18 protein-coding genes are annotated in these 17,456 nt (G+C 73.1%); 9 read left to right on the forward strand and 9 right to left on the reverse strand.

From position 1 onward, the window contains the following. Positions 1 to 10 precede the first annotated feature (10 nt). The 5 genes from DAI17_RS19205 to DAI17_RS19225 all read right to left on the reverse strand — a co-directional run bounded on the left by DAI17_RS19205 (position 11) and on the right by DAI17_RS19225 (position 3,440). Positions 11 to 496, reverse strand: coding sequence for an SRPBCC family protein (locus tag DAI17_RS19205; RefSeq protein WP_107774844.1), 486 nt, complete (start codon positions 494 to 496; stop codon positions 11 to 13). Between the two features lie 2 nt (positions 497 to 498). After that, entirely contained in the window at positions 499 to 855 is a 357-nt protein-coding gene (locus tag DAI17_RS19210; RefSeq protein ID WP_107774845.1) for an ArsR/SmtB family transcription factor, read from the reverse strand. Positions 856 to 981: 126 nt separating this feature from the next. Beyond that, positions 982 to 1,857 carry a 1,4-dihydroxy-2-naphthoate polyprenyltransferase gene (locus tag DAI17_RS19215; protein WP_107774846.1) on the reverse strand — a complete coding sequence of 292 codons (876 nt, stop codon included), beginning with the start codon at positions 1,855 to 1,857 and terminating at the stop codon, positions 982 to 984. 12 nt (positions 1,858 to 1,869) lie between these two features. Beyond that, a complete protein-coding gene (locus DAI17_RS19220; RefSeq protein WP_107774847.1) occupies positions 1,870 to 3,237 on the reverse strand; it encodes an MFS transporter in 1,368 nt (455 codons plus the stop codon). Next, positions 3,234 to 3,440, reverse strand: a complete 207-nt coding sequence (locus DAI17_RS19225) for a hypothetical protein (RefSeq protein ID WP_159081648.1) — start codon at positions 3,438 to 3,440, stop codon at positions 3,234 to 3,236. The genes DAI17_RS19220 and DAI17_RS19225 overlap by 4 nt, the downstream gene beginning before the upstream one ends. 78 nt (positions 3,441 to 3,518) lie before the next feature. On the opposite strand from DAI17_RS19225, the gene DAI17_RS19230 reads away from it, so the two are divergent. Genes DAI17_RS19230 through menD form a run of 3 tightly spaced genes read left to right on the forward strand, consistent with a single transcriptional unit; the run spans position 3,519 to position 7,080 of the window. Next, on the forward strand, positions 3,519 to 4,559 hold the full coding sequence (locus DAI17_RS19230) for an AMP-binding protein (protein ID WP_234412606.1): 1,041 nt from the start codon (positions 3,519 to 3,521) through the stop codon (positions 4,557 to 4,559). Then, a complete protein-coding gene (locus DAI17_RS19235) occupies positions 4,559 to 5,500 on the forward strand; it encodes an o-succinylbenzoate synthase (RefSeq protein ID WP_107774877.1) in 942 nt (313 codons plus the stop codon). The genes DAI17_RS19230 and DAI17_RS19235 overlap by 1 nt, the downstream gene beginning before the upstream one ends. Further along, entirely contained in the window at positions 5,497 to 7,080 is a 1,584-nt protein-coding gene (menD, locus tag DAI17_RS19240) for a 2-succinyl-5-enolpyruvyl-6-hydroxy-3-cyclohexene-1-carboxylic-acid synthase (RefSeq protein WP_107774849.1), read from the forward strand. Before DAI17_RS19235 ends, menD begins: the two co-directional genes overlap by 4 nt. On the opposite strand, the gene DAI17_RS19245 is transcribed toward menD, so the two are convergent. Together DAI17_RS19245 and DAI17_RS19250 are read right to left on the reverse strand one after the other, a co-directional pair. Then, entirely contained in the window at positions 6,983 to 8,677 is a 1,695-nt protein-coding gene (locus DAI17_RS19245; protein WP_159081649.1) for a hypothetical protein, read from the reverse strand. The two genes, menD and DAI17_RS19245, sit on opposite strands and share 98 nt — an antisense overlap. Before the next feature lie 208 nt (positions 8,678 to 8,885). Beyond that, positions 8,886 to 10,103: a glycoside hydrolase family 16 protein gene (locus DAI17_RS19250; protein WP_159081650.1), complete on the reverse strand. Its 1,218-nt coding sequence runs from the start codon at positions 10,101 to 10,103 to the stop codon at positions 8,886 to 8,888. Between the two features lie 147 nt (positions 10,104 to 10,250). Between DAI17_RS19250 and DAI17_RS19255 the strand changes: the two genes are divergently transcribed. Continuing rightward, positions 10,251 to 10,886, forward strand: a complete 636-nt coding sequence (locus tag DAI17_RS19255) for an MBL fold metallo-hydrolase (protein ID WP_107774852.1) — start codon at positions 10,251 to 10,253, stop codon at positions 10,884 to 10,886. Between the two features lies 1 nt (position 10,887). Here the strand turns inward: DAI17_RS19255 and DAI17_RS19260 are convergent, their stop codons facing one another. Both DAI17_RS19260 and DAI17_RS19265 read right to left on the reverse strand, forming a co-directional pair. Further along, the gene (locus DAI17_RS19260) at positions 10,888 to 12,171 is read right to left on the reverse strand and encodes an isochorismate synthase (protein WP_107774853.1); all 1,284 of its coding nucleotides are present in this window, start codon (positions 12,169 to 12,171) and stop codon (positions 10,888 to 10,890) included. A 71-nt stretch (positions 12,172 to 12,242) separates the two neighbouring features. Beyond that, a complete protein-coding gene (locus DAI17_RS19265; RefSeq protein WP_234412607.1) occupies positions 12,243 to 13,286 on the reverse strand; it encodes a L,D-transpeptidase family protein in 1,044 nt (347 codons plus the stop codon). 80 nt (positions 13,287 to 13,366) lie between these two features. On the opposite strand from DAI17_RS19265, the gene DAI17_RS19270 reads away from it, so the two are divergent. The 5 genes from DAI17_RS19270 (at position 13,367) to DAI17_RS19290 (ending at position 17,403) form a co-directional block, all read left to right on the forward strand. Beyond that, on the forward strand, positions 13,367 to 14,056 hold the full coding sequence (locus DAI17_RS19270; RefSeq protein WP_107774854.1) for a demethylmenaquinone methyltransferase: 690 nt from the start codon (positions 13,367 to 13,369) through the stop codon (positions 14,054 to 14,056). A 233-nt stretch (positions 14,057 to 14,289) separates the two neighbouring features. Then, positions 14,290 to 14,649, forward strand: coding sequence for an NADH-quinone oxidoreductase subunit A (locus DAI17_RS19275; RefSeq protein WP_107774855.1), 360 nt, complete (start codon positions 14,290 to 14,292; stop codon positions 14,647 to 14,649). A gap of 12 nt (positions 14,650 to 14,661) precedes the next feature. After that, positions 14,662 to 15,216, forward strand: a complete 555-nt coding sequence (locus DAI17_RS19280) for a NuoB/complex I 20 kDa subunit family protein (RefSeq protein WP_107774856.1) — start codon at positions 14,662 to 14,664, stop codon at positions 15,214 to 15,216. Positions 15,217 to 15,268: 52 nt separating this feature from the next. After that, a complete protein-coding gene (locus DAI17_RS19285) occupies positions 15,269 to 16,033 on the forward strand; it encodes an NADH-quinone oxidoreductase subunit C (RefSeq protein WP_107774879.1) in 765 nt (254 codons plus the stop codon). Continuing rightward, complete coding sequence (locus DAI17_RS19290) at positions 16,033 to 17,403, forward strand: NADH-quinone oxidoreductase subunit D (protein WP_107774857.1); 1,371 nt, start codon at positions 16,033 to 16,035, stop codon at positions 17,401 to 17,403. Before DAI17_RS19285 ends, DAI17_RS19290 begins: the two co-directional genes overlap by 1 nt. Positions 17,404 to 17,456: the final 53 nt, after the last annotated feature.

Raw genomic sequence — 17,456 nt, forward strand, 5'->3', positions numbered from 1 at the left:
CAGTGGGCCCTCAGGCGGCGAGGAGGCCGTCGACCTGGTTGACGGCCTGGGTGATGCCCTCCTCCATCCCCATGTCGAGCACCTTCTGGAGGTCCTCCGAGGTGGGGTAGGTCGCGGTCATCACCATCCGGGTCCCGCCGTCGGTGGCGACCAGCTCGACGGCGCTGGAGCCGACCGGGGCGGACTCCTGCGGGTTGCCGTCGGCGTCCGCGAAGCCGTCGTCGTACCCCAGGCGGTGGGGCTTCTCGACCTCGGTGATGTCCCAGTAGCCGGGGTAGACCTCACCGTCGGGGCCGGTCATGTGGTACTTCACGCGGGCTCCGGGGCGCAGCTCGTGCTCGGTGAAGGTCGCGGGGTGGGTCGGCGGACCCCACCAGCGCTCGAGCTGGCGCGGGTCCTCCCAGATCTGCCACACGCGCTCCACGGGTGCGGCGAACTCGGAGGTCACGGTGATGGTGCGGTTGTCGATGTCCTTGGCCACGTCGGTCACGGGCATGGTCACGTCTCCTTCTCGGTGTCGGTGCCTGGTTCGGTGTCGGCCAGGAGCTCCTCGATGCGACCGATGCGGCCACGCCAGACGTCCTCGAGCTCCCGCAGCAGCGCGGTGACCGACCGGATGGCCTCCACCTCGCCGCTGGCCAGCTGCTCGCGCCCGCTCCGCCTCTTGGAGAGGAGACCGGCGCGCTCGAGCACCGCGACGTGCTTCTGCACGGCCGCGAAGCTCATCGGGTAGTGCTCGGCCAGCGCCGAGACGGAGTGCTCCCCGGCGAGCACGCGGCGGAGGATGTCGCGCCGCGTGGTGTCGGCGAGGGCGTGGAAGAAGGCGTCGGCCCTCCGGTCCTCGTCGCTGGTCATACGGACAACGTACAACCATATGGTTGTACGTTGTCAAGGCCCACCGGCCAGGAAGTGCCCGGTCGGCAGGATCCAGCGCTCAGGAAGTGCCCGGTCGGCAGGATCCAGCGCTCAGGAACCGCCCGGTCAGGGGGTGAAGACGAGGGGTGTGGCGACCAGCACCGACCAGATGAGCTGCCCGACACCGGTCTGCTGGAGGACCGGGACGAGCGCCGGACCCACGGCACCGCCGAGGACGGTGCGCACCGGCGGGACCATCCGCACGAGGAACCCGAGCCCGACCAGCGCCCACCAGGTGGTGGCCGCGGCGACGGCGACGACCGCAGCGGCGGCGGCGAGGACGAGCATCGCGTAGAGCCCGCGGGTGCGCTCGGGCCCGAGCTTGACCGCCAGGGTCCGCTTGCCGGCCTCGACGTCGGTGGGGATGTCGCGCAGGTTGTTGGCGACCAGGATCGCGCACGCGAGCGAGCCGACGCCGACGGCGGCGTACAGCGCGGCCCACTCGAAGGTCTCCGTCTGGACGTACGTCGTCCCGACCACCGCCACCAGGCCGAAGAACACGAACACCATCACCTCACCGAGGCCGAGGTAGCCGTAGGGACGCGAGCCGCCGGTGTAGAACCACGCCGCGAGCACGCACACCAGGCCGACGGCGACCAGCCACCACGCGGTCGTGGCCGCCAGCACCAGGCCCGCCACGGCCGCGACCCCGAACGCCGCGAACGCGGCCCCCTTGACCGCGCCGGGGGAGGCGGCACCGGACCCGACCAGCCGCATCGGCCCGACCCGGTCGGCGTCGGTGCCGCGGATCCCGTCGGAGTAGTCGTTGGCGTAGTTGACCCCCACCTGGAGGGCCAGGCTCACGACCAGGGCGAGGAGCGCCTTCCACCAGACGGCCGAGTCGACGTACGACGCGACGCCGGTGCCGGCGAGGACCGGAGCCACGGCGGCGGGCAGGGTGCGGGGACGGGCGCCGGCGAGCCAGTCGGAGGGGGATGCCACCCGGGGATTGTGTCAGTCGTGTCCCACGATCGGGCTCGCGCCTCCGGGCTGCGCGGGCTGCTCCACGGTCGGCGGTCCCACGGGTGCGACCTCGGCGGCCTCGTCGCGCGAGGCGGCGGCGTCGGCGAGGACGTCGGCCGGGACGTGCCGCTCCAGGAAGGACCGCGCGACCCGCGTGCTGGGGTGCAGCGCCGCGGCCGCCACCGCGATGCAGGCGGCGATGACGAGCCACCCCACGGCGCCCCAGTTCATCGCGAGGAACGTGAAGGCGGCCGGCGCCCACACCCGGCCGAGCGTGCCGCTGAGCTCGGCAGCACCCTGGTACTCGCCCCGGCGCCGCGGGTCCATCAGGTCGGCCTCGAAGGTCCAGCTGGCCGCGGAGAGGTAGAGCTCGGCACCGGTGAGGGTCACGTGGCCGAGGAAGAAGAGCACGACGGTCAGCCAGCCGACCGTCTCGTGGGTGGTCAGCGTGATCACGCAGGAGACGAAGAAGAACAGCGACGACAGGCGGACCGCCCGCAGGGCGGTGCTGCGGTCCTTGATGCCGCGCGCGGCGGCCATCGGCAGGAAGATGCACATCACCGTGTTGGTGCCGAGGAGCAGCGCCACCACCGACCAGGGGGCGTCGGTCTTCTCCACCAGCCACAGCGGGATGACCAGGTGGAGGATCACCTGGTTGGTCCACAGCACGCCGAGGAAGAACGTCGCGGCCATCCAGCCGACGTTGCGCAGCGGTCCCGGTCCGGGCGACTTCATCGCCCGTTCCTCCCGGGTCTTGAGGTCGTGGGAGGCCTTGGGCAGTCGCGTGACCGCGATCGCGTTGACCACGAACACGAGCGCGGTGAACCACGGCACCGTCCGGAGCAGGGTCAGGGACTCGAAGGCGAGCGCGAAGCCGGCGAGCAGGGCACCCAGCGTGAAGCCGACGTTGAGGGCCGAGTACATGTAGGCGCGCGAGCTCACCCGCTCGTCGGGTGGCAGCACGTCGATGGTGTAGGCGCCGTGGGCGGCACCGCCGAGGGCGCCGATGACCTCCATGGCCACCGCCATCGCGACGTACCCGGCGAAGCTGTCGATGAAGGGCCACAGCGCGAACATCGCGGCCTGGCCGGACGAGCTGATCGCCCACGCGTGCTTGGGACCGAGCCGGTCGACCAGGCGTCCCATGGGGTAGGCGGCGATGAAGGCCGCGATGCCCGCGATGGTGAGGCCGAGCCCCACCTGGGCGGCGGTGAGTCCGACGATCTGGGTGAAGAAGATGGCCGACCCGGCCATGAACGTGCCCTCGCCGAGCGCGAACAGCAGGGACTGGGTCGCCAGCCGACCGGCCAGCGGCGACGGAGGGGTCGCCTGCTGCTTGACCGTCGTCAGGATGCTCATCGGGGTGCTGCCGTCCTCTCGGGGTGCCGCTCGGCCGAGCGGGACGTCGTACGCATGGTGGGGATGGCCCACGCCGACCCGGCAGTGTGACCGATGTGCGCGGCGCAGGCGTACTCGGCGCGCGCGGCGAGCCGCAGCGGGAGCGACGTGGGCCGCCGTGCCCACCCGGGCCGGGGGTCGACCGGCGGGGTGGGCAGCGTCATCGCGCCCACCGGCCCGAGAGATCCGGTGGCTGGGTGGTCATTGCCGCACATTCTCCCTGCGGGACTAGCGTTCGTCTCGTGAATTCGTTGCGTCCGGTGCGGGGGAGCGCCGCCGAGGTCGTCGCCGCGCTGCGCGACTGGCTGGCCGTGATGGCCGAGCCCGTGCCGCTGGTGGTGGAGACCTCGGGCTCGACCGGGCGACCCAAGCGGGTGGAGCTCGCGCGGCACGCGGTGCTCGCCTCGGTGCACGCCTCCGCCCGTCGGCTCGGCGCGAGCGGGCAGTGGCTGCTGGCGCTGCCGCCGTCGTACGTCGCGGGGGTGCAGGTCGTCTGCCGCTCGCTGGTCGCCGGCCACGACCCGGTGGTGGTCACCGGCACCTTCGCCGACGCCCTCGCGGGTCTCCCGCACCACCGGGACGTCCCGCTCTTCACCTCCCTGGTGCCCACCCAGCTGCACCGGCTGCTCGACGACGAGCGCGAGGCGGCGGCCCTGCGGGAGCTGCACACGGTCCTGCTCGGCGGCGGGCCGATCGACCCCGCGCTGCGCAGGCGGGCCGAGGGCGCCGGGGTCCGCGTCGTCGCGACGTACGGCGCCAGCGAGACCGCCGGCGGCTGCGTCTACGACGGCGTCCCGCTCGACGGGGTGAGCGTCGACATCGGCGACGACGGCCGGATCCGGATCACGGGTCCGATGCTGTTCGAGGGCTACGTCGACGACCCCGGGCTCACCGCGAGCACCCTGGTCGACGGGTGGTTCCTCACCGCGGACGCCGGCCGCCTCGACGAGGACGGCCGGCTCCAGGTGCTCGGCCGGCTCGACGACGTGGTGGTCAGCGGTGGCGTCAACGTGCCGCTGCCCGCGGTCGCGCGACGCCTGCGCGAGCACGTCGAGGTCGTGCACGTCGAGGTGCTGGGCGTCCCGGACGAGGAGTGGGGCCAGCGGGTGGTCGCGTTCGTGGTCGGCTCGGTCTCCCTCGAGGTGGTGCGGGACTGGGTCGGTGAGGCCCACCCGCGCTCGTGGGCCCCCCGGCAGGTCGTCACCCTGGACGCGCTCCCGCTGCTCGGCAACGGCAAGGTCGACCGGCAGGCCCTGGTCGCGCTGGCGGAGGACGAGGCGTGATCCGGGTCTTCAGCATCCCGATGCGCACGCGCTTTCGGGGCATCACCGTCCGCGAGGGCGTGCTCCTCGAGGGACCGGCCGGCTGGGGGGAGTGGAGCCCGTTCACCGAGTACGACGCCCCGACGGCCCGCCCCTGGCTGCGGGCCGCCGAGGAGGCCGCCGCCGGCGACTGGCCGGCCCCGCTGCGCGACGCCGTGCCGGTCAACGTCACCGTGCCCGCCTGCGACCCCGAGCGCGCGCACGCGATCGTCACCGCCGGCGGTTGCACGACGGCCAAGGTCAAGGTCGCCGAGGCCGGCCAGGTCCTCGCCGAGGACGAGGCGCGGCTCGAGGCCGTCCGCGACGCCCTCGGTCCGGGTGGACGGGTCCGCGTCGACGCCAACGGCGGCTGGGACGTCGACGGGGCGGTCGCCGCGATCCGCCGGCTCGAGCGGGCGGCCGGCGGGCTCGAGTACGTCGAGCAGCCCTGCGCCACCGTCGAGGAGCTCGCCGCGGTACGCCGCGCCGTCGCCGTGCCCGTCGCCGCCGACGAGTCGATCCGGCGCGCCGAGGACCCCTACCGCGTGCGCGACCTCGAGGCGGCCGACGTCGCCGTGCTCAAGGTGCAGCCGCTGGGCGGGGTCCGGGCGTGCCTGCGGATCGCCGAGGACATCGGCCTGCCGGTCGTGGTCTCGAGCGCCGTGGAGTCGAGCATCGGCATCGCCGCCGGCGTGGCGCTGGCCGCGGCCCTGCCCGAGCTGCCCCACGCCTGCGGCCTGGCCACCGTCCAGCTCCTCGCCGACGACGTCGCGGTCGAGCCGCTGCTGCCGGTGGGCGGGATGCTGCCGGTGCGCACGCCGGCGGTCGACCCCGCGGCCCTCGACCGCCTGGCCGCCGACCCGGACCGGGTGGCGTGGTGGGAGCAGCGCCTCGCCGCGGTGCGGCAGGATCGTCCGTCGTGAACCCGTCGACCGCCCTGGCCCGCGACGTCGTCTCGGCCCTGCTCGCCACCGGTGTCCGCGAGGTCGTGCTCTGCCCCGGCTCGCGCAACGCCCCGCTGTCCTTCGCCGTGCACGACGCCGCCCGCGCCGGCCTGCTGCGCCTTCACACCCGGGTCGACGAGCGGACCGCGGGCTTCCTGGCCCTCGGCCTGACCAAGGTGGGCGCCCGGGCGGCGGTGGTGTGCACCTCGGGGACCGCGGTCGCCAACCTGCTGCCCGCCGTGATGGAGGCGGCGCACGCCGGGCTGGACCTGGTGGTGGTCACCGCGGACCGGCCCGCGCGCGTGCGCGGCACCGGCGCCAACCAGTCGACCGACCAGGTCGGCGTCTTCGGCGTTTTCGCGGCGACCAGGGCGCTCGAGGCGGGCGACGACGTCGCGGTCCCGCGTCCGGGAGGACCGGTCCACCTCAACGTCCACCTCGAGGAGCCCTTGGTGCCCGACGGTCCGTGGGCCGACGTGGCCGTGGACTCGGCAGAGGTGACCTGGCGCGACGAGCACGTGGAGTCCGTCGAGCTCGGGACCGGCCCCCGCACGGTCGTGGTGGCCGGGGACGACGCCGGGCCGCCCGCCCGGGTGCTGGCCCAGGAGGCCGGCTGGCCGCTGCTGGCCGAGCCGACCAGCGGCTCGCGCACCGGTGACCACGCGATCCGCACCTACCGGCTGCTGCTCTGCAGCGACCTGGGCGAGCGCATCGAGCGGGTCGTCGTCGCCGGGCACCCGACCCTGTCCCGACCGGTCGCCCGGCTGCTCGCTCGCGAGGACGTCGAGGTCGTCTCGCTGCGCTCGCGCGGCTTCTGGTCCGCCCGGCCGTTCCCGGTCGCCGTCGAGGCCGACCGGCTCACCGCGGCCCCCGGCGACCCCGGCTGGCTGGCGGAGTGGCGCGAGGCCGACCGCTCGGTGGGCCGCCAGCTCGACCGGCTGCTCGCGGCCGAGCCGGACCTCACGCCGTACGAGGTCGCCGGTGCGGTCAGCCGTGCCCTGCCGCCCGGCGGACTGCTGCACGTCGGCGCCTCGAGCCCGATCCGCGACCTGGACCTGATGGTCGCGCCGTACGCCGTCGGCGACCGCCGCAAGGTGATCGCCAACCGCGGGCTGGCCGGCATCGACGGGACCGTCTCGACCGCCGTCGGCGCCGCCCTCGGCAGACCGCGCAGCACGCGTGCGCTGGCGCTGATGGGCGACGTGACGTTCGTGCACGACATGACGGGGCTGGTGCTCGGTCCCCGCGAGGAGCGGCCCGACCTGACGATCGTGGTCGTCAACGACAACGGCGGCTCGATCTTCGCCATGCTCGAGCAGGGGGCCGAGAACTACCGCGAGTCCTTCGACACCCTCTTCGGGACACCCCACGACGTCGACCTGGCCAGCCTGTGCGCCGCCACCCGCACGCCCCATCTGCGGGTGTCCAGCCTGCCCGAGCTCGAGCATGCGCTGGCCTCGCCTAACGGCGGCACCGAGGTGGTCGAGGCCGTCGTGCGTCGCGACAACCGTCGGGACCTCGACCTGCGGATCCGCGCGCTCCGACCGGTCTCTCGCTGAAGGTCGTCCCGAGCAGCGCGGGAGAGCCCTCGTCGGGCAGGTGCACGAGCCCCACGGCCAGCTCCTCGACCCCCAGCGTCCCGCCGTCGGCGGACCGGAGGGCGGCGTACGGCGGGTTCCACCGCACCGCGAGGTCGGGCCGGCCGCGGAGGCGGGTGACGACCCGGAGCGCCACCACCGCGAGGTGCCCGCCGGCCACCGCGACGACCCGCACCGGCGCGTCCTCGGCCCGTGCCTCGACCTCCCAGCCGCGGAAGATCGCCCGCGCGCCGAGGTCGGCCATCGCCCGGCGCCACTCGCGGGTGGCGTCGTCGACCCGCACGCCGTCCCCGCTGCCGTCGGCCAGGAACCCGCCCCAGGCCTCGCGGGCCGCGGCGGCCGCGTCGAGCACCCGGCGGCCGGGCAGCGGCCCGGGACGGGCGGCCTCCGGGAGGTCGCCGATGACGTGCGTGCGGGCCTCCACCAGCCAGGGCGAGGTCACCGAGTCGCGCACCACCACGTGCACCTCGGGGTCACCGCCCAGCGGGCGCGCCGCGACCAGGGCCCACATCGGGTAGGAGTCGAAGCGGGCCGCGAAGACCCGCAGCCCGGTGTGCCGGGGTGCCGGCCCGCGGCCGAGCCCCATGGTGCGGCGCGCGGCCGCCTCCCACCGGTCCACCGCGAGCGCCAGCCCGCGGTCGGCGGCCCGCCACGGGCCGTCACGCCACTCCGGGGGGCCCGCCGCCCGGACCGCCCGGGCCCTCCGCCGGTCGTACGACGCGTAGAGCTGCGGCAGGTCGCCCGCGGTGAGCGCCACCTTGGTGCGCGCGAGGGTGGCGGCCTCCGCGGTGGACGGCCGCGGGACCTCCGGGACCGTGCACCCGGTCGCCAGCAGGACGGCGGCCAGGGGCGCGGCGGCGGAGCGGCTGCGACGCCTGGGGCGTTCGGCCCGGCGGGCCCCGCCGCGGCCGGGAACGGCCTCGCCGCCCGAGCCGGGCGACCGTCGCGACCTCCGGGGTCGGCGGGGTCGGCGGGGTCGCCGGGGCCGCCGGGGGCGCAGCAGCTCGACCGCCAGCACCAGCAGCAGCAGGCCGACGCCCGCGACCGCCAGCGCGGCCGCGTACGTCCCCTCGACGGTCACGCCGAACGAGACGGTGGTCGGCCCGGTGCCGCCGAGCGGGGCGATCACCCACTGGGCGGCCGAGGTGCTGCGGTCCAGCCCGAGCTCCTGCGGCCCGGCGCCGCTCATCGCGCGCGTCCAGAAGTCGACGTCCTCGGGGTGGGCGGGGGCGCCGCGACCGGTCTCGCGGGCGACCACCCCCTCCGGGGTCACCCCCTCGAGGCGCACGCGCGTCGAGTCGCCGACCCAGTCCGCCACGTCGACCGGGTGCGCCGTGCCGATGAAGACGCCCTGCGGGGCCTGCGCCCGCAGCGTCACCGTCATCCCGTCCCAGGCCAGCAGGTCGGGGGCGGTGAGGACGGGACGGCCGTCCGCGCCGAGCTCGGCGGGCCGGTTGAAGACCGTGTCGTCGGAGCCGACGTACGCCGCCGCGCCCACGCCACCGAGGAGGAACACCAGACCGAGGAGGCCCAGCACGATCCTCCCGAGTCGACGCACGCGGCGATCATCCCAGCCGCTCGGGGTGCCGGTGCCTGCGGGTGGAGATCGCCATGCTGGTCGTCGTCCCGGTGGTCGTGGTCCCGGTGGTCGTGGTCCGGCCGGCTGGGCCCGCGTCGCACGCCGAGATGCGACGACGCGCCGTCCCGCCGGAGCGGGACGACGCGTCGTCAGTGGTGCTGGGACCGACGGCCTGGTGGCCGGACGGTCAGGCCTGCCAGACCCGGATCCAGTCGACGTTCATCGTCTGGGGCAGCTTGCTGTCACGGCCGATCTTGGAGATCTCGTAGTCCGAGGCGAGCATGCTCAGGATCGGGTACTGCGGCTGGCCGGAGACGCCGACCTTGGTGCGGAAGGTCTCCTGGCCGTCGATGCGGAAGATGTAGACCTTGGGGGTCCACTCGACCGAGAACACGTGGTAGTTCTTCGACCAGCCGTCGCGCTTGTTGGCGAGGAACGAGCGGGAGTCCTTGATCCAGGAGCCGGTCTTGACGCCCTGGCCCTTCTTGTTCTTCGAGTAGACGAAGGACGTGAGGCCACCCTCGGGGTGCTTGTCGCCGAAGTACTCGATGACGTCGATCTCGGCGCCGGTCAGGCGCGGGTCGGTGGCACCGTCGACGCTGGTGGCCGGCTGCATCCAGAACGCGCCGTGCTGGCCGCGGCTCTTCTGGAACTTGATGCGGGCGGCGGCGAAGCCGTACTTGAAGGAGAACGCGCCCTGCGTGCCGATGTGGCCGTTGAGGCGGTAGGCGTACTTGCCGGTGGACTTGCCGTCCTTCTTGGCGTTGCACTTCCCGGACCGGCTGGTGTCCTTGATGACGCTCAGGCGCGCGGTGCCGCCGCCGACCTTGACGGCGCGGGGGTCACCCTTGGAGCACGCGCGCAGGCTCTCCGGCTCGTAGGTCGTGCCGCGGTGGTTCCAGACCGCGTCCAGGCTGCTGCCCGAGAACTCGTCGGTCCAGGTCGGGGTGAGCCAGCGCTCGGTGCTCTCGGGCTTGCTCTTGCCGCCCTTGGCGCCCTTGAACGGCGTCGCGACGGCGCGGTAGGTCAGCGCCTCGCCGCCCTTGGAGATCGGGGCGCCGAACTCCGCGCGGCCCTTCTTGTTGAGCTTGGTCTTCTTGACCGTCTTCCACTTGCTGCCCTTCTTCACCTGGAGGGCGACGGGGCGACCGACCTTGGCCGGCTTGACGGTGGCGGTGAGGCCGGCCTTGGCCGAGTTGGCCGATCCGGGGCGCTTGCCCTGCGCGACGATCTGCGGCATGGCCTGCAGCTTGATGCGGGTCTTCTTGGCCCGACGCTCGCTCACGGAGGTCGAGACGGAGTCGGAGGTGTCGGCGCTCGTCGAGCTGGTCTGCGTGACCATCAGCAACGAGGCGGGCATCAGCAGCGCGAGCAGGCTTCCTGCCAGGGCGCGGCGTCCAGACATGGGATCTCTCATTCGATCGGGTGCGGTTGACGTTCCCCCACTGCACTCGAGGGCGTGCACACCTTAACTTTGATTGCCTGATCCCCAGCATCGAACCGCTCGATCGCTCCCTGTCGGGAGCCTCCGCCGGCACCTAGGGTGGACGGCATGCGGATCACGAAGTTCGGGCACGCCTGCGTACGCATCGAACACGACGGCGCCGTCGTCGTCCTGGACCCGGGGGTCTTCAGCGAGCCGGAGGCGCTCGACGGCGCGACCGGCGTCCTGATCACGCACGAGCACCCCGACCACGTGCACGCCGACCTCCTCCGTGGCTCGGACGCACCGATCTGGACGATCGAGTCCGTGGCCCGCCTGCTGCGGGAGCAGGCGGGCGACGTCGGCGAGCGGGTGAGCGTCGTCCACCCCGGTGACCGGCTCGACCTCTCCGGCCTGCCGGTCGAGGTGGTCGGGGACAAGCACGCCGTCATCCACCCCGACTACGACCGCATCGACAACTCCGGGTACGTCGTGACCGTCGGCGACGCGGCCGTCTACCACCCCGGTGACTCCCTCACCGCCCCGGGGAGGCCGGTCGACGTGCTGCTGGCGCCGATGAGCGCGCCGTGGCTCAAGGTCAGCGAGGCGATCGACTTCGTCCGCGAGGTGGGCGCGCCGCGCTCATTGGGGATCCACGACAAGGTCTACAGCGAGATCGGGCTCGGCATGGTCGCGACCCACATGGGCAACCTGCTGCCGGAGGGCCAGGAGTTCCTCCGCCGGGAGCCCGGCGAGGACCTCTGACTCAGATCTGGCCCGAGAGGGCGTCGCGCACCGGGACGAACTTGGCCTGCGACTCGGCGAGCTCGGCCTCCGGGTCGGAGCTGCCGACCACGCCGCACCCGGCGAAGAGCCGCACGGTCCTGCCCTCGACGAGCGCCGACCGCAGCGCGATGCCCCACTCGCCGTCGCCCTCGGCGTCGATCCAGCCCACCGGTCCGGCGTAGCGGTCGCGGTCCATCCCCTCGATCGCGGCGATCAGCGCGACCGCCTCGGGCGTGGGTGTCCCGCCGACCGCCGCCGAGGGGTGCAGCGCCTCGGCGAGCTGGAGGGAGGACACCGTGGCGGCGTCGTGGACCACGCCGGCCACGTCGGTGGCCAGGTGCATGACGTTGGGCAGGTGCAGCACGAAGGGCGCCTCGGGCACGTTCATCGACGAGCAGTGCGGCTCGAGCGCGTCGGCCACCGACCGGACGGCGTACTCGTGCTCCTCGAGGTCCTTGGACGAGCGGGCCAGCGTCGCGGCCAGGGCGAGGTCGCGCTCGTCGTCGCCCGTACGACGAATGGTCCCGGCGAGCACGCGGGAGGTCACGAGCCCCCGCTCGCGGCGCACCAGCATCTCGGGCGTCGCCCCGAAGAGGCCGTCGACGTGGAACGTCCAGCACATGGCGTAGTCGGTGGCCAGCCGGTGCAGCGACCAGCGGACGTCGACGGGCTCGTCGCAGGTGGCGACGAGGTCGCGGGCCAGCACGACCTTCTCCAGGTCGCCGGCGTCGATGCGCGAGACGGCGTCGGCCACCACCGACATCCAGGCCTCGCCGTTGAGGGCCCCGTCGGCGAAGCTCAGCCCGACCGGTGCCCGCGGCACGGCGGCGGGCACCAGGGCGGGTGCCCCGGCCGGCGTCGCGTCGCCGACCGTGGTCACCCAGGCGCGGTCGCCGCGACGGCCGACGACCACGCGGGGGACGACGAGCACCGAGTGGCCGGGGTCGTCGGCGAACCCGAAGGAGCCGAAGGCGACCAGGCCCGTGCCGGGCTCGCCGACCTCGTCGGTGACCTCGGCCCGGGCGGTGGTCTCGGCCCACCATTTGTCGGCGTCGCGGAAGCGGGTCGGACCGGTGGTGCGCACCAGGGCGGCGACGCCCCAGCCGACCAGGCCCTCGCCGTTGCGCAGCCAGGTGACCGGGGCGTCGGCGGGGAGAAGGTCGAGCAGACGGGTGGTCCCCGGGTCCCCGAGGTCGACCGCGGTCGTCCGCACCACGAGGGGGCCGGACGCGGTCGTCGCGTGGGTCGTCGCCGCACTCGTCACGCCCCGGAGCCTACTGGGGACAGCGACGGGCACCCGAGTCCGGACCGGCCGCGAGGACCCGACCGGAGGGGTCAGGACCGGTAGACGATCACCTTGTCGCCGAGACGCACGCGGTCGAAGAGGCGGCGGATGCCGTCGTAGTCGCGCACGTTGACGCACCCGTGCGACGCGCCGTTGTAGCCCGTGGCGGCGAAGTCGGGGGAGTAGTGCACCGCCTGGCCGCCGGAGAAGAACATCGCGAACGGCATCGGGGTGTCGTAGAGGCTCGAGACGTGGTCGCGGCTCTTGCGGAACACCGAGAAGGCGCCCTCGCGGGTCGGCAGCTCGTCGGAGCCGAACCGCACGTCGAAGCTCGTCTTCACCACGCCCTCGACGACCCAGCGCAGCGAGTTGGAGCTCTTGTCGACGCACATGGCGCGTCCGGTGAGGCAGCGCGGGTCGAGCGCCGGGCCCTGGGGCTCGATGTTGAAGAGCTCGGCGCGGGTCGGCTTGCGGGTCATCGCGCCCAGCCGGTCGAGGGTGCGGCGGTCCACCTCGCCGGTGACCGGGATCCGGCGCTTGGCCTGGAACCCCTTCACCGCCGTGGTGGTGCGCGCGTCGTAGGCGCCGGTGACGTCGCCGCTCCACCACCGCAGCTGGGCGAGACGGGCCTGGAGCCGCCGGACGGCGATGCCCCGGTCGCCCGGGCCCAGGATCCTCGGGCCGGGCGTGTAGATGTTGTGCAGCGCCTCGCGCGTCGGCTCGGTCGTGACGGCCAGCAGCCGCCTCCACGTGCGGGCGTCGACGCGACCGGTGACCTCCCGCTGGCGACGCGCCTGGAACGTCCGCACGCCTGCACGGGTCTGCGCGTCGAAGCGGCTGGTCACGACCTCGGAGTGCAGGCCGAGCTGGTGGAGGCGGCTCTGGAGCACGCGCACCCGCCAGCCGGTGTCGCCGAACCTCATCGGGAGGGACGCGCGGGCCGAGACGGCGTCGCCGGCGCGGTCCGCGGCCCGCGCCGGGGCGGTGAGGCTGGTGGCGCCGAGGGTGCTGAGCCCGACGGCGAGCGCGACCGCCAGCAGGGCGTGCACGGAACGGGCGAGGGAGGGCGGCTGGTGGGGCCGGCTCACAGACATGGGAACTCCGGGGTAGGGGACGTCGACATCGTAAGGACGCCCACCGACGCCGCACGGTTGCGTCCGACTACGCTCGCCGCGTGGCCCGTGCAGAGCTCGACAAGCAGCCGACCGACGTCCGACGCATGTTCGACGCGGTCGCCAGGCGCTACGACGTCACCAACGACGTCCTCTCCCTGGGGCAGGACCGGCGGTGGCGGCGCGACGTCCTCGACGCCGTGGACGCGTCGTACGGCGACCGGGTGCTCGACCTCGCGGCCGGCACCGGGACCTCGAGCCAGCCGTTCGCCGACGCCGGCGCCTACGTCGTGCCGTGCGACTTCTCCCTCGGGATGCTGCAGGTCGGCAAGCAGGCGCGCCGGCACCTGCCCTTCACCGCCGGCGACGGCACCCGCCTCCCGTTCGCCGACGACACCTTCGACGCGGTGACCATCTCCTTCGGGCTGCGCAACATCGTCGACCCGGAAGCGGGCCTGCGGGAGATGCGCCGGGTCACCCGGCCCGGGGGGCGCCTGGTGGTGTGCGAGTTCAGCAGCCCCACGTTCCGGCCCTTCCGCACGGTCTACATGGAGTACCTGATGAAGGCGCTCCCGGCGATCTCCAGGGCCGTCTCCTCCTCGCCGGACGCCTACGTCTACCTCGCCGAGTCGATCCGCGCCTGGCCCGACCAGGCCGGGCTGGCCGAGCTGATCGCCGCCGCCGGGTGGCGCGAGCCCCAGTGGCGCAACCTGTCGGGCGGGATCGTCGCCCTCCACCGCGCGGTTGCCTGAGGCGACCGCCTGAGGGGACGCCGGCGCGCACCGGCGTACCCCAATTAGGCAACGCCTCCATGCGGTAAATCCGCAGGTGAGCGCGGCGTTCGGGGGTCGAGGACCCCCGCGTGACGCCCGGCGTGACGGGTCCTACACTGTGGGCTGCGCCACTAGTGAAGAAGTTCACAAAGCCACATGCGACGGGTCGCGGGTGGCCTCCGGTGGTGCCGGACGAGGGAGGGACAGGCTCGATGGAGCTCTACACGCCAGTGCTCGTGCTGGCCGCCCTGGCCGCACTCTTCGCGGTCGGCTCGGTCGCGATGAGCGCGGTGGTCGGTCCCAAGCGCTACAACCGCGCGCGACTCGACTCCTACGAATGTGGCATCGAGCCCACCCCGCAGCCGGTCGGCGGCGGGCGGTTCCCGGTGAAGTACTACATCACCGCGATGCTCTTCATCATCTTCGACATCGAGATCATCTTCCTCTACCCGTGGGCGGTCCACTTCGACGCCATGGGGCTCTTCGGGCTCGTCGAGATGGTCATCTTCATCGGCACCGTGTTCGTCGCCTACGCATACGTGTGGCGCCGCGGCGGCCTCGACTGGGACTGAGGGACTTGACTCATGGGTGTTGAGGAGAAGCTGCCGAGCGGCGTCCTGCTGACGACGGTCGAGGGTGTCGCCGGCTACATGCGCAAGGCGTCCTTCTGGCCGGCGACCTTCGGCCTGGCCTGCTGCGCCATCGAGATGATGACCTCGGGCGGCCCCAAGTACGACCTGGCCCGCTTCGGCATGGAGGTCTTCCGCGCCAGCCCGCGCCAGGCCGACCTGATGATCGTGGCCGGCCGGGTCAGCCAGAAGATGGCCCCGGTCCTGCGCCAGATCTACGACCAGATGGCCGAGCCCAAGTGGGTGCTCGCGATGGGCGTGTGCGCCAGCAGCGGCGGCATGTTCAACAACTACGCGATCGTCCAGGGCGTCGACCACGTCGTGCCCGTCGACATGTACCTCCCCGGCTGCCCGCCCCGCCCGGAGATGCTGATCGACGCGATCCTCAAGCTGCACGACCAGGTGCAGTCCACCAAGTTCGGCGCCAACCGCCTCGCGCAGATCGAGGAGCTCGAGGGCGAGGCCCTGCGGGCGCTGCCGACCAGCCAGATGCGAGGCCTGCTGCGATGACGCCGACCGAGACGAGCGAGGCACGAGCGAGCGACCGAGGGGGCCGGTGGGCATGAGCAACCCGCAGGACAACCCCTCCGACAAGCCGGAGACCGCCCACGTCGACCAGCCGGCCGTCGAGCAGTCGCCGGAGAACCTCCCGGCGCCCCCGGGCGGCACCGAGGTGCGCTCCGTGGGCCAGCGCCGTGGCATGTTCGGCGTCTCCGGCACCGGCGACACGTCGGGGTACGGCGGCCTGGTCGCCCCCATCGTGTTCCCCAGCCCCTCCCAGCGTCCCTACGGCGGGTGGTTCGACGAGGTCGCCGACGCCCTCGAGGCGCGGCTCGGCCAGACCGACCTGACGGCCGCCGTCGAGTCGGTCGTGGTGCACCGCGGGGAGATCACCTTCCACGTCCGGCGCGAGGACCTGCCCTTCGTGGCCCAGATGCTGCGCGACGACGAGGACCTGCGCTTCGAGTTCTGCGCGAGCGTGAGCGGCGTGCACTACCCCGACGACGCCGGGCGCGAGCTGCACGCGGTGTACCACCTGCTCTCGATGACCCACAACCGCCGGATCCGCCTCGAGGTGACCTGCCCCGACGCGGACCCGCACGTGCCCAGCCTGGTGAGCATCTACCCCACCGCCGACTGGCACGAGCGCGAGACCTGGGACATGTTCGGGATCGTCTTCGACGGCCACCCCGCCATGACCCGCATCCTGATGCCCGACGACTGGCCGGGCCACCCGCAGCGCAAGGACTACCCCTTGGGCGGCATCCCTGTGGAGTACAAGGGCGGCTCCGTGCCGCCGCCGGACCAGCGGAGGTCCTACACCTGATGACCAGCACCGACCACAGCGCAGGCAACAGCGCAGGCCAGCAGGACCTGTACGCCGACCCGAGCGAGACCAGCCAGGGCAAGGTCTTCACGGTCACCGGCCAGGACTGGGACTCGATCACCCAGGGACTGGGCGACTCCGCCGACGAGCGGGTCGTCGTCAACATGGGTCCCCAGCACCCCTCGACCCACGGCGTGCTGCGCCTGATCCTCGAGCTGGAGGGGGAGACGGTCACCGAGGCCCGCTGCGGCATCGGCTACCTGCACACCGGCATCGAGAAGAACATGGAGTACCGCTCCTGGGTGCAGGGCACGACGTTCTGCACGCGGATGGACTACCTGTCCCCGTTCTACAACGAGGCGACCTACGTCCTGGGCGTCGAGCGACTGCTCGACATCGAGGACGACATCCCGGAGAAGGCCCAGGTCATGCGGGTGCTCCTCATGGAGCTCAACCGCATCTCCTCGCACCTGGTCGCCATCGCCACGGGCGGCATGGAGATCGGCGCCCTGACCGTGATGACGATCGGGTTCCGCGAGCGCGAGCTCGTGCTGGACCTCTTCGAGCTCATCACCGGCCTGCGGATGAACCACGCGTTCATCCGTCCCGGCGGTGTCGCCCAGGACCTGCCGCCGGGTGCGCTGGACGAGATCCGCGACTTCATCGCCCTGATGCGCAAGCGCCTGCCCGAGTACGCCGCGCTGTGCAACGCCAACCCCATCTTCAAGGCCCGGTTGGAGGGCGTCGGCCACCTCGACCTCGCCGGCTGCCTGGCGCTGGGGCTGACGGGTCCGCCGCTGCGCTCCACCGGCTACGCCTGGGACCTGCGCAAGACCCAGCCCTACTCCGGCTACGAGGACTACGACTTCGACGTCCAGACGTGGGACACCGCCGACGCCTACGGCCGGTTCCGGGTGCGCCTGGCGGAGATGGACGAGTCGCTCAAGATCGTCGAGCAGGCGGCCAACCGCCTCGCCGACCTCGAGGGCGCGCCGGTCATGGTCGGAGACAAGAAGATCGCCTGGCCCAGCCAGCTGGCCATCGGATCCGACGGCATGGGCAACTCCCTGGACCACATCCGCCACATCATGGGCGAGTCGATGGAGGCGCTGATCCACCACTTCAAGCTGGTGACCGAGGGCTTCCGGGTCCCGGCCGGCCAGGCCTACGTCCCGGTCGAGTCGCCGCGCGGCGAGCTGGGCGCGCACGTCGTCTCCGACGGCGGCACGCGACCCTTCCGCGCGCACTTCCGCGACCCGTCCTTCACCAACCTCCAGGCGACGAGCGTGATGAGCGAGGGCGGCATGGTCGCCGACGTCATCGTCGCGATCGCCTCGATCGACCCCGTGATGGGAGGTGTCGACCGATGAATCACCCCACCCTGTTCTCTCTCTCCTCCGCTTCGCTCCTCCGATCGACAACA

The sequence above is a fragment of the Nocardioides sediminis genome, assembly GCF_003047295.1.
Lineage (GTDB): Bacteria > Actinomycetota > Actinomycetes > Propionibacteriales > Nocardioidaceae > Nocardioides > Nocardioides sediminis.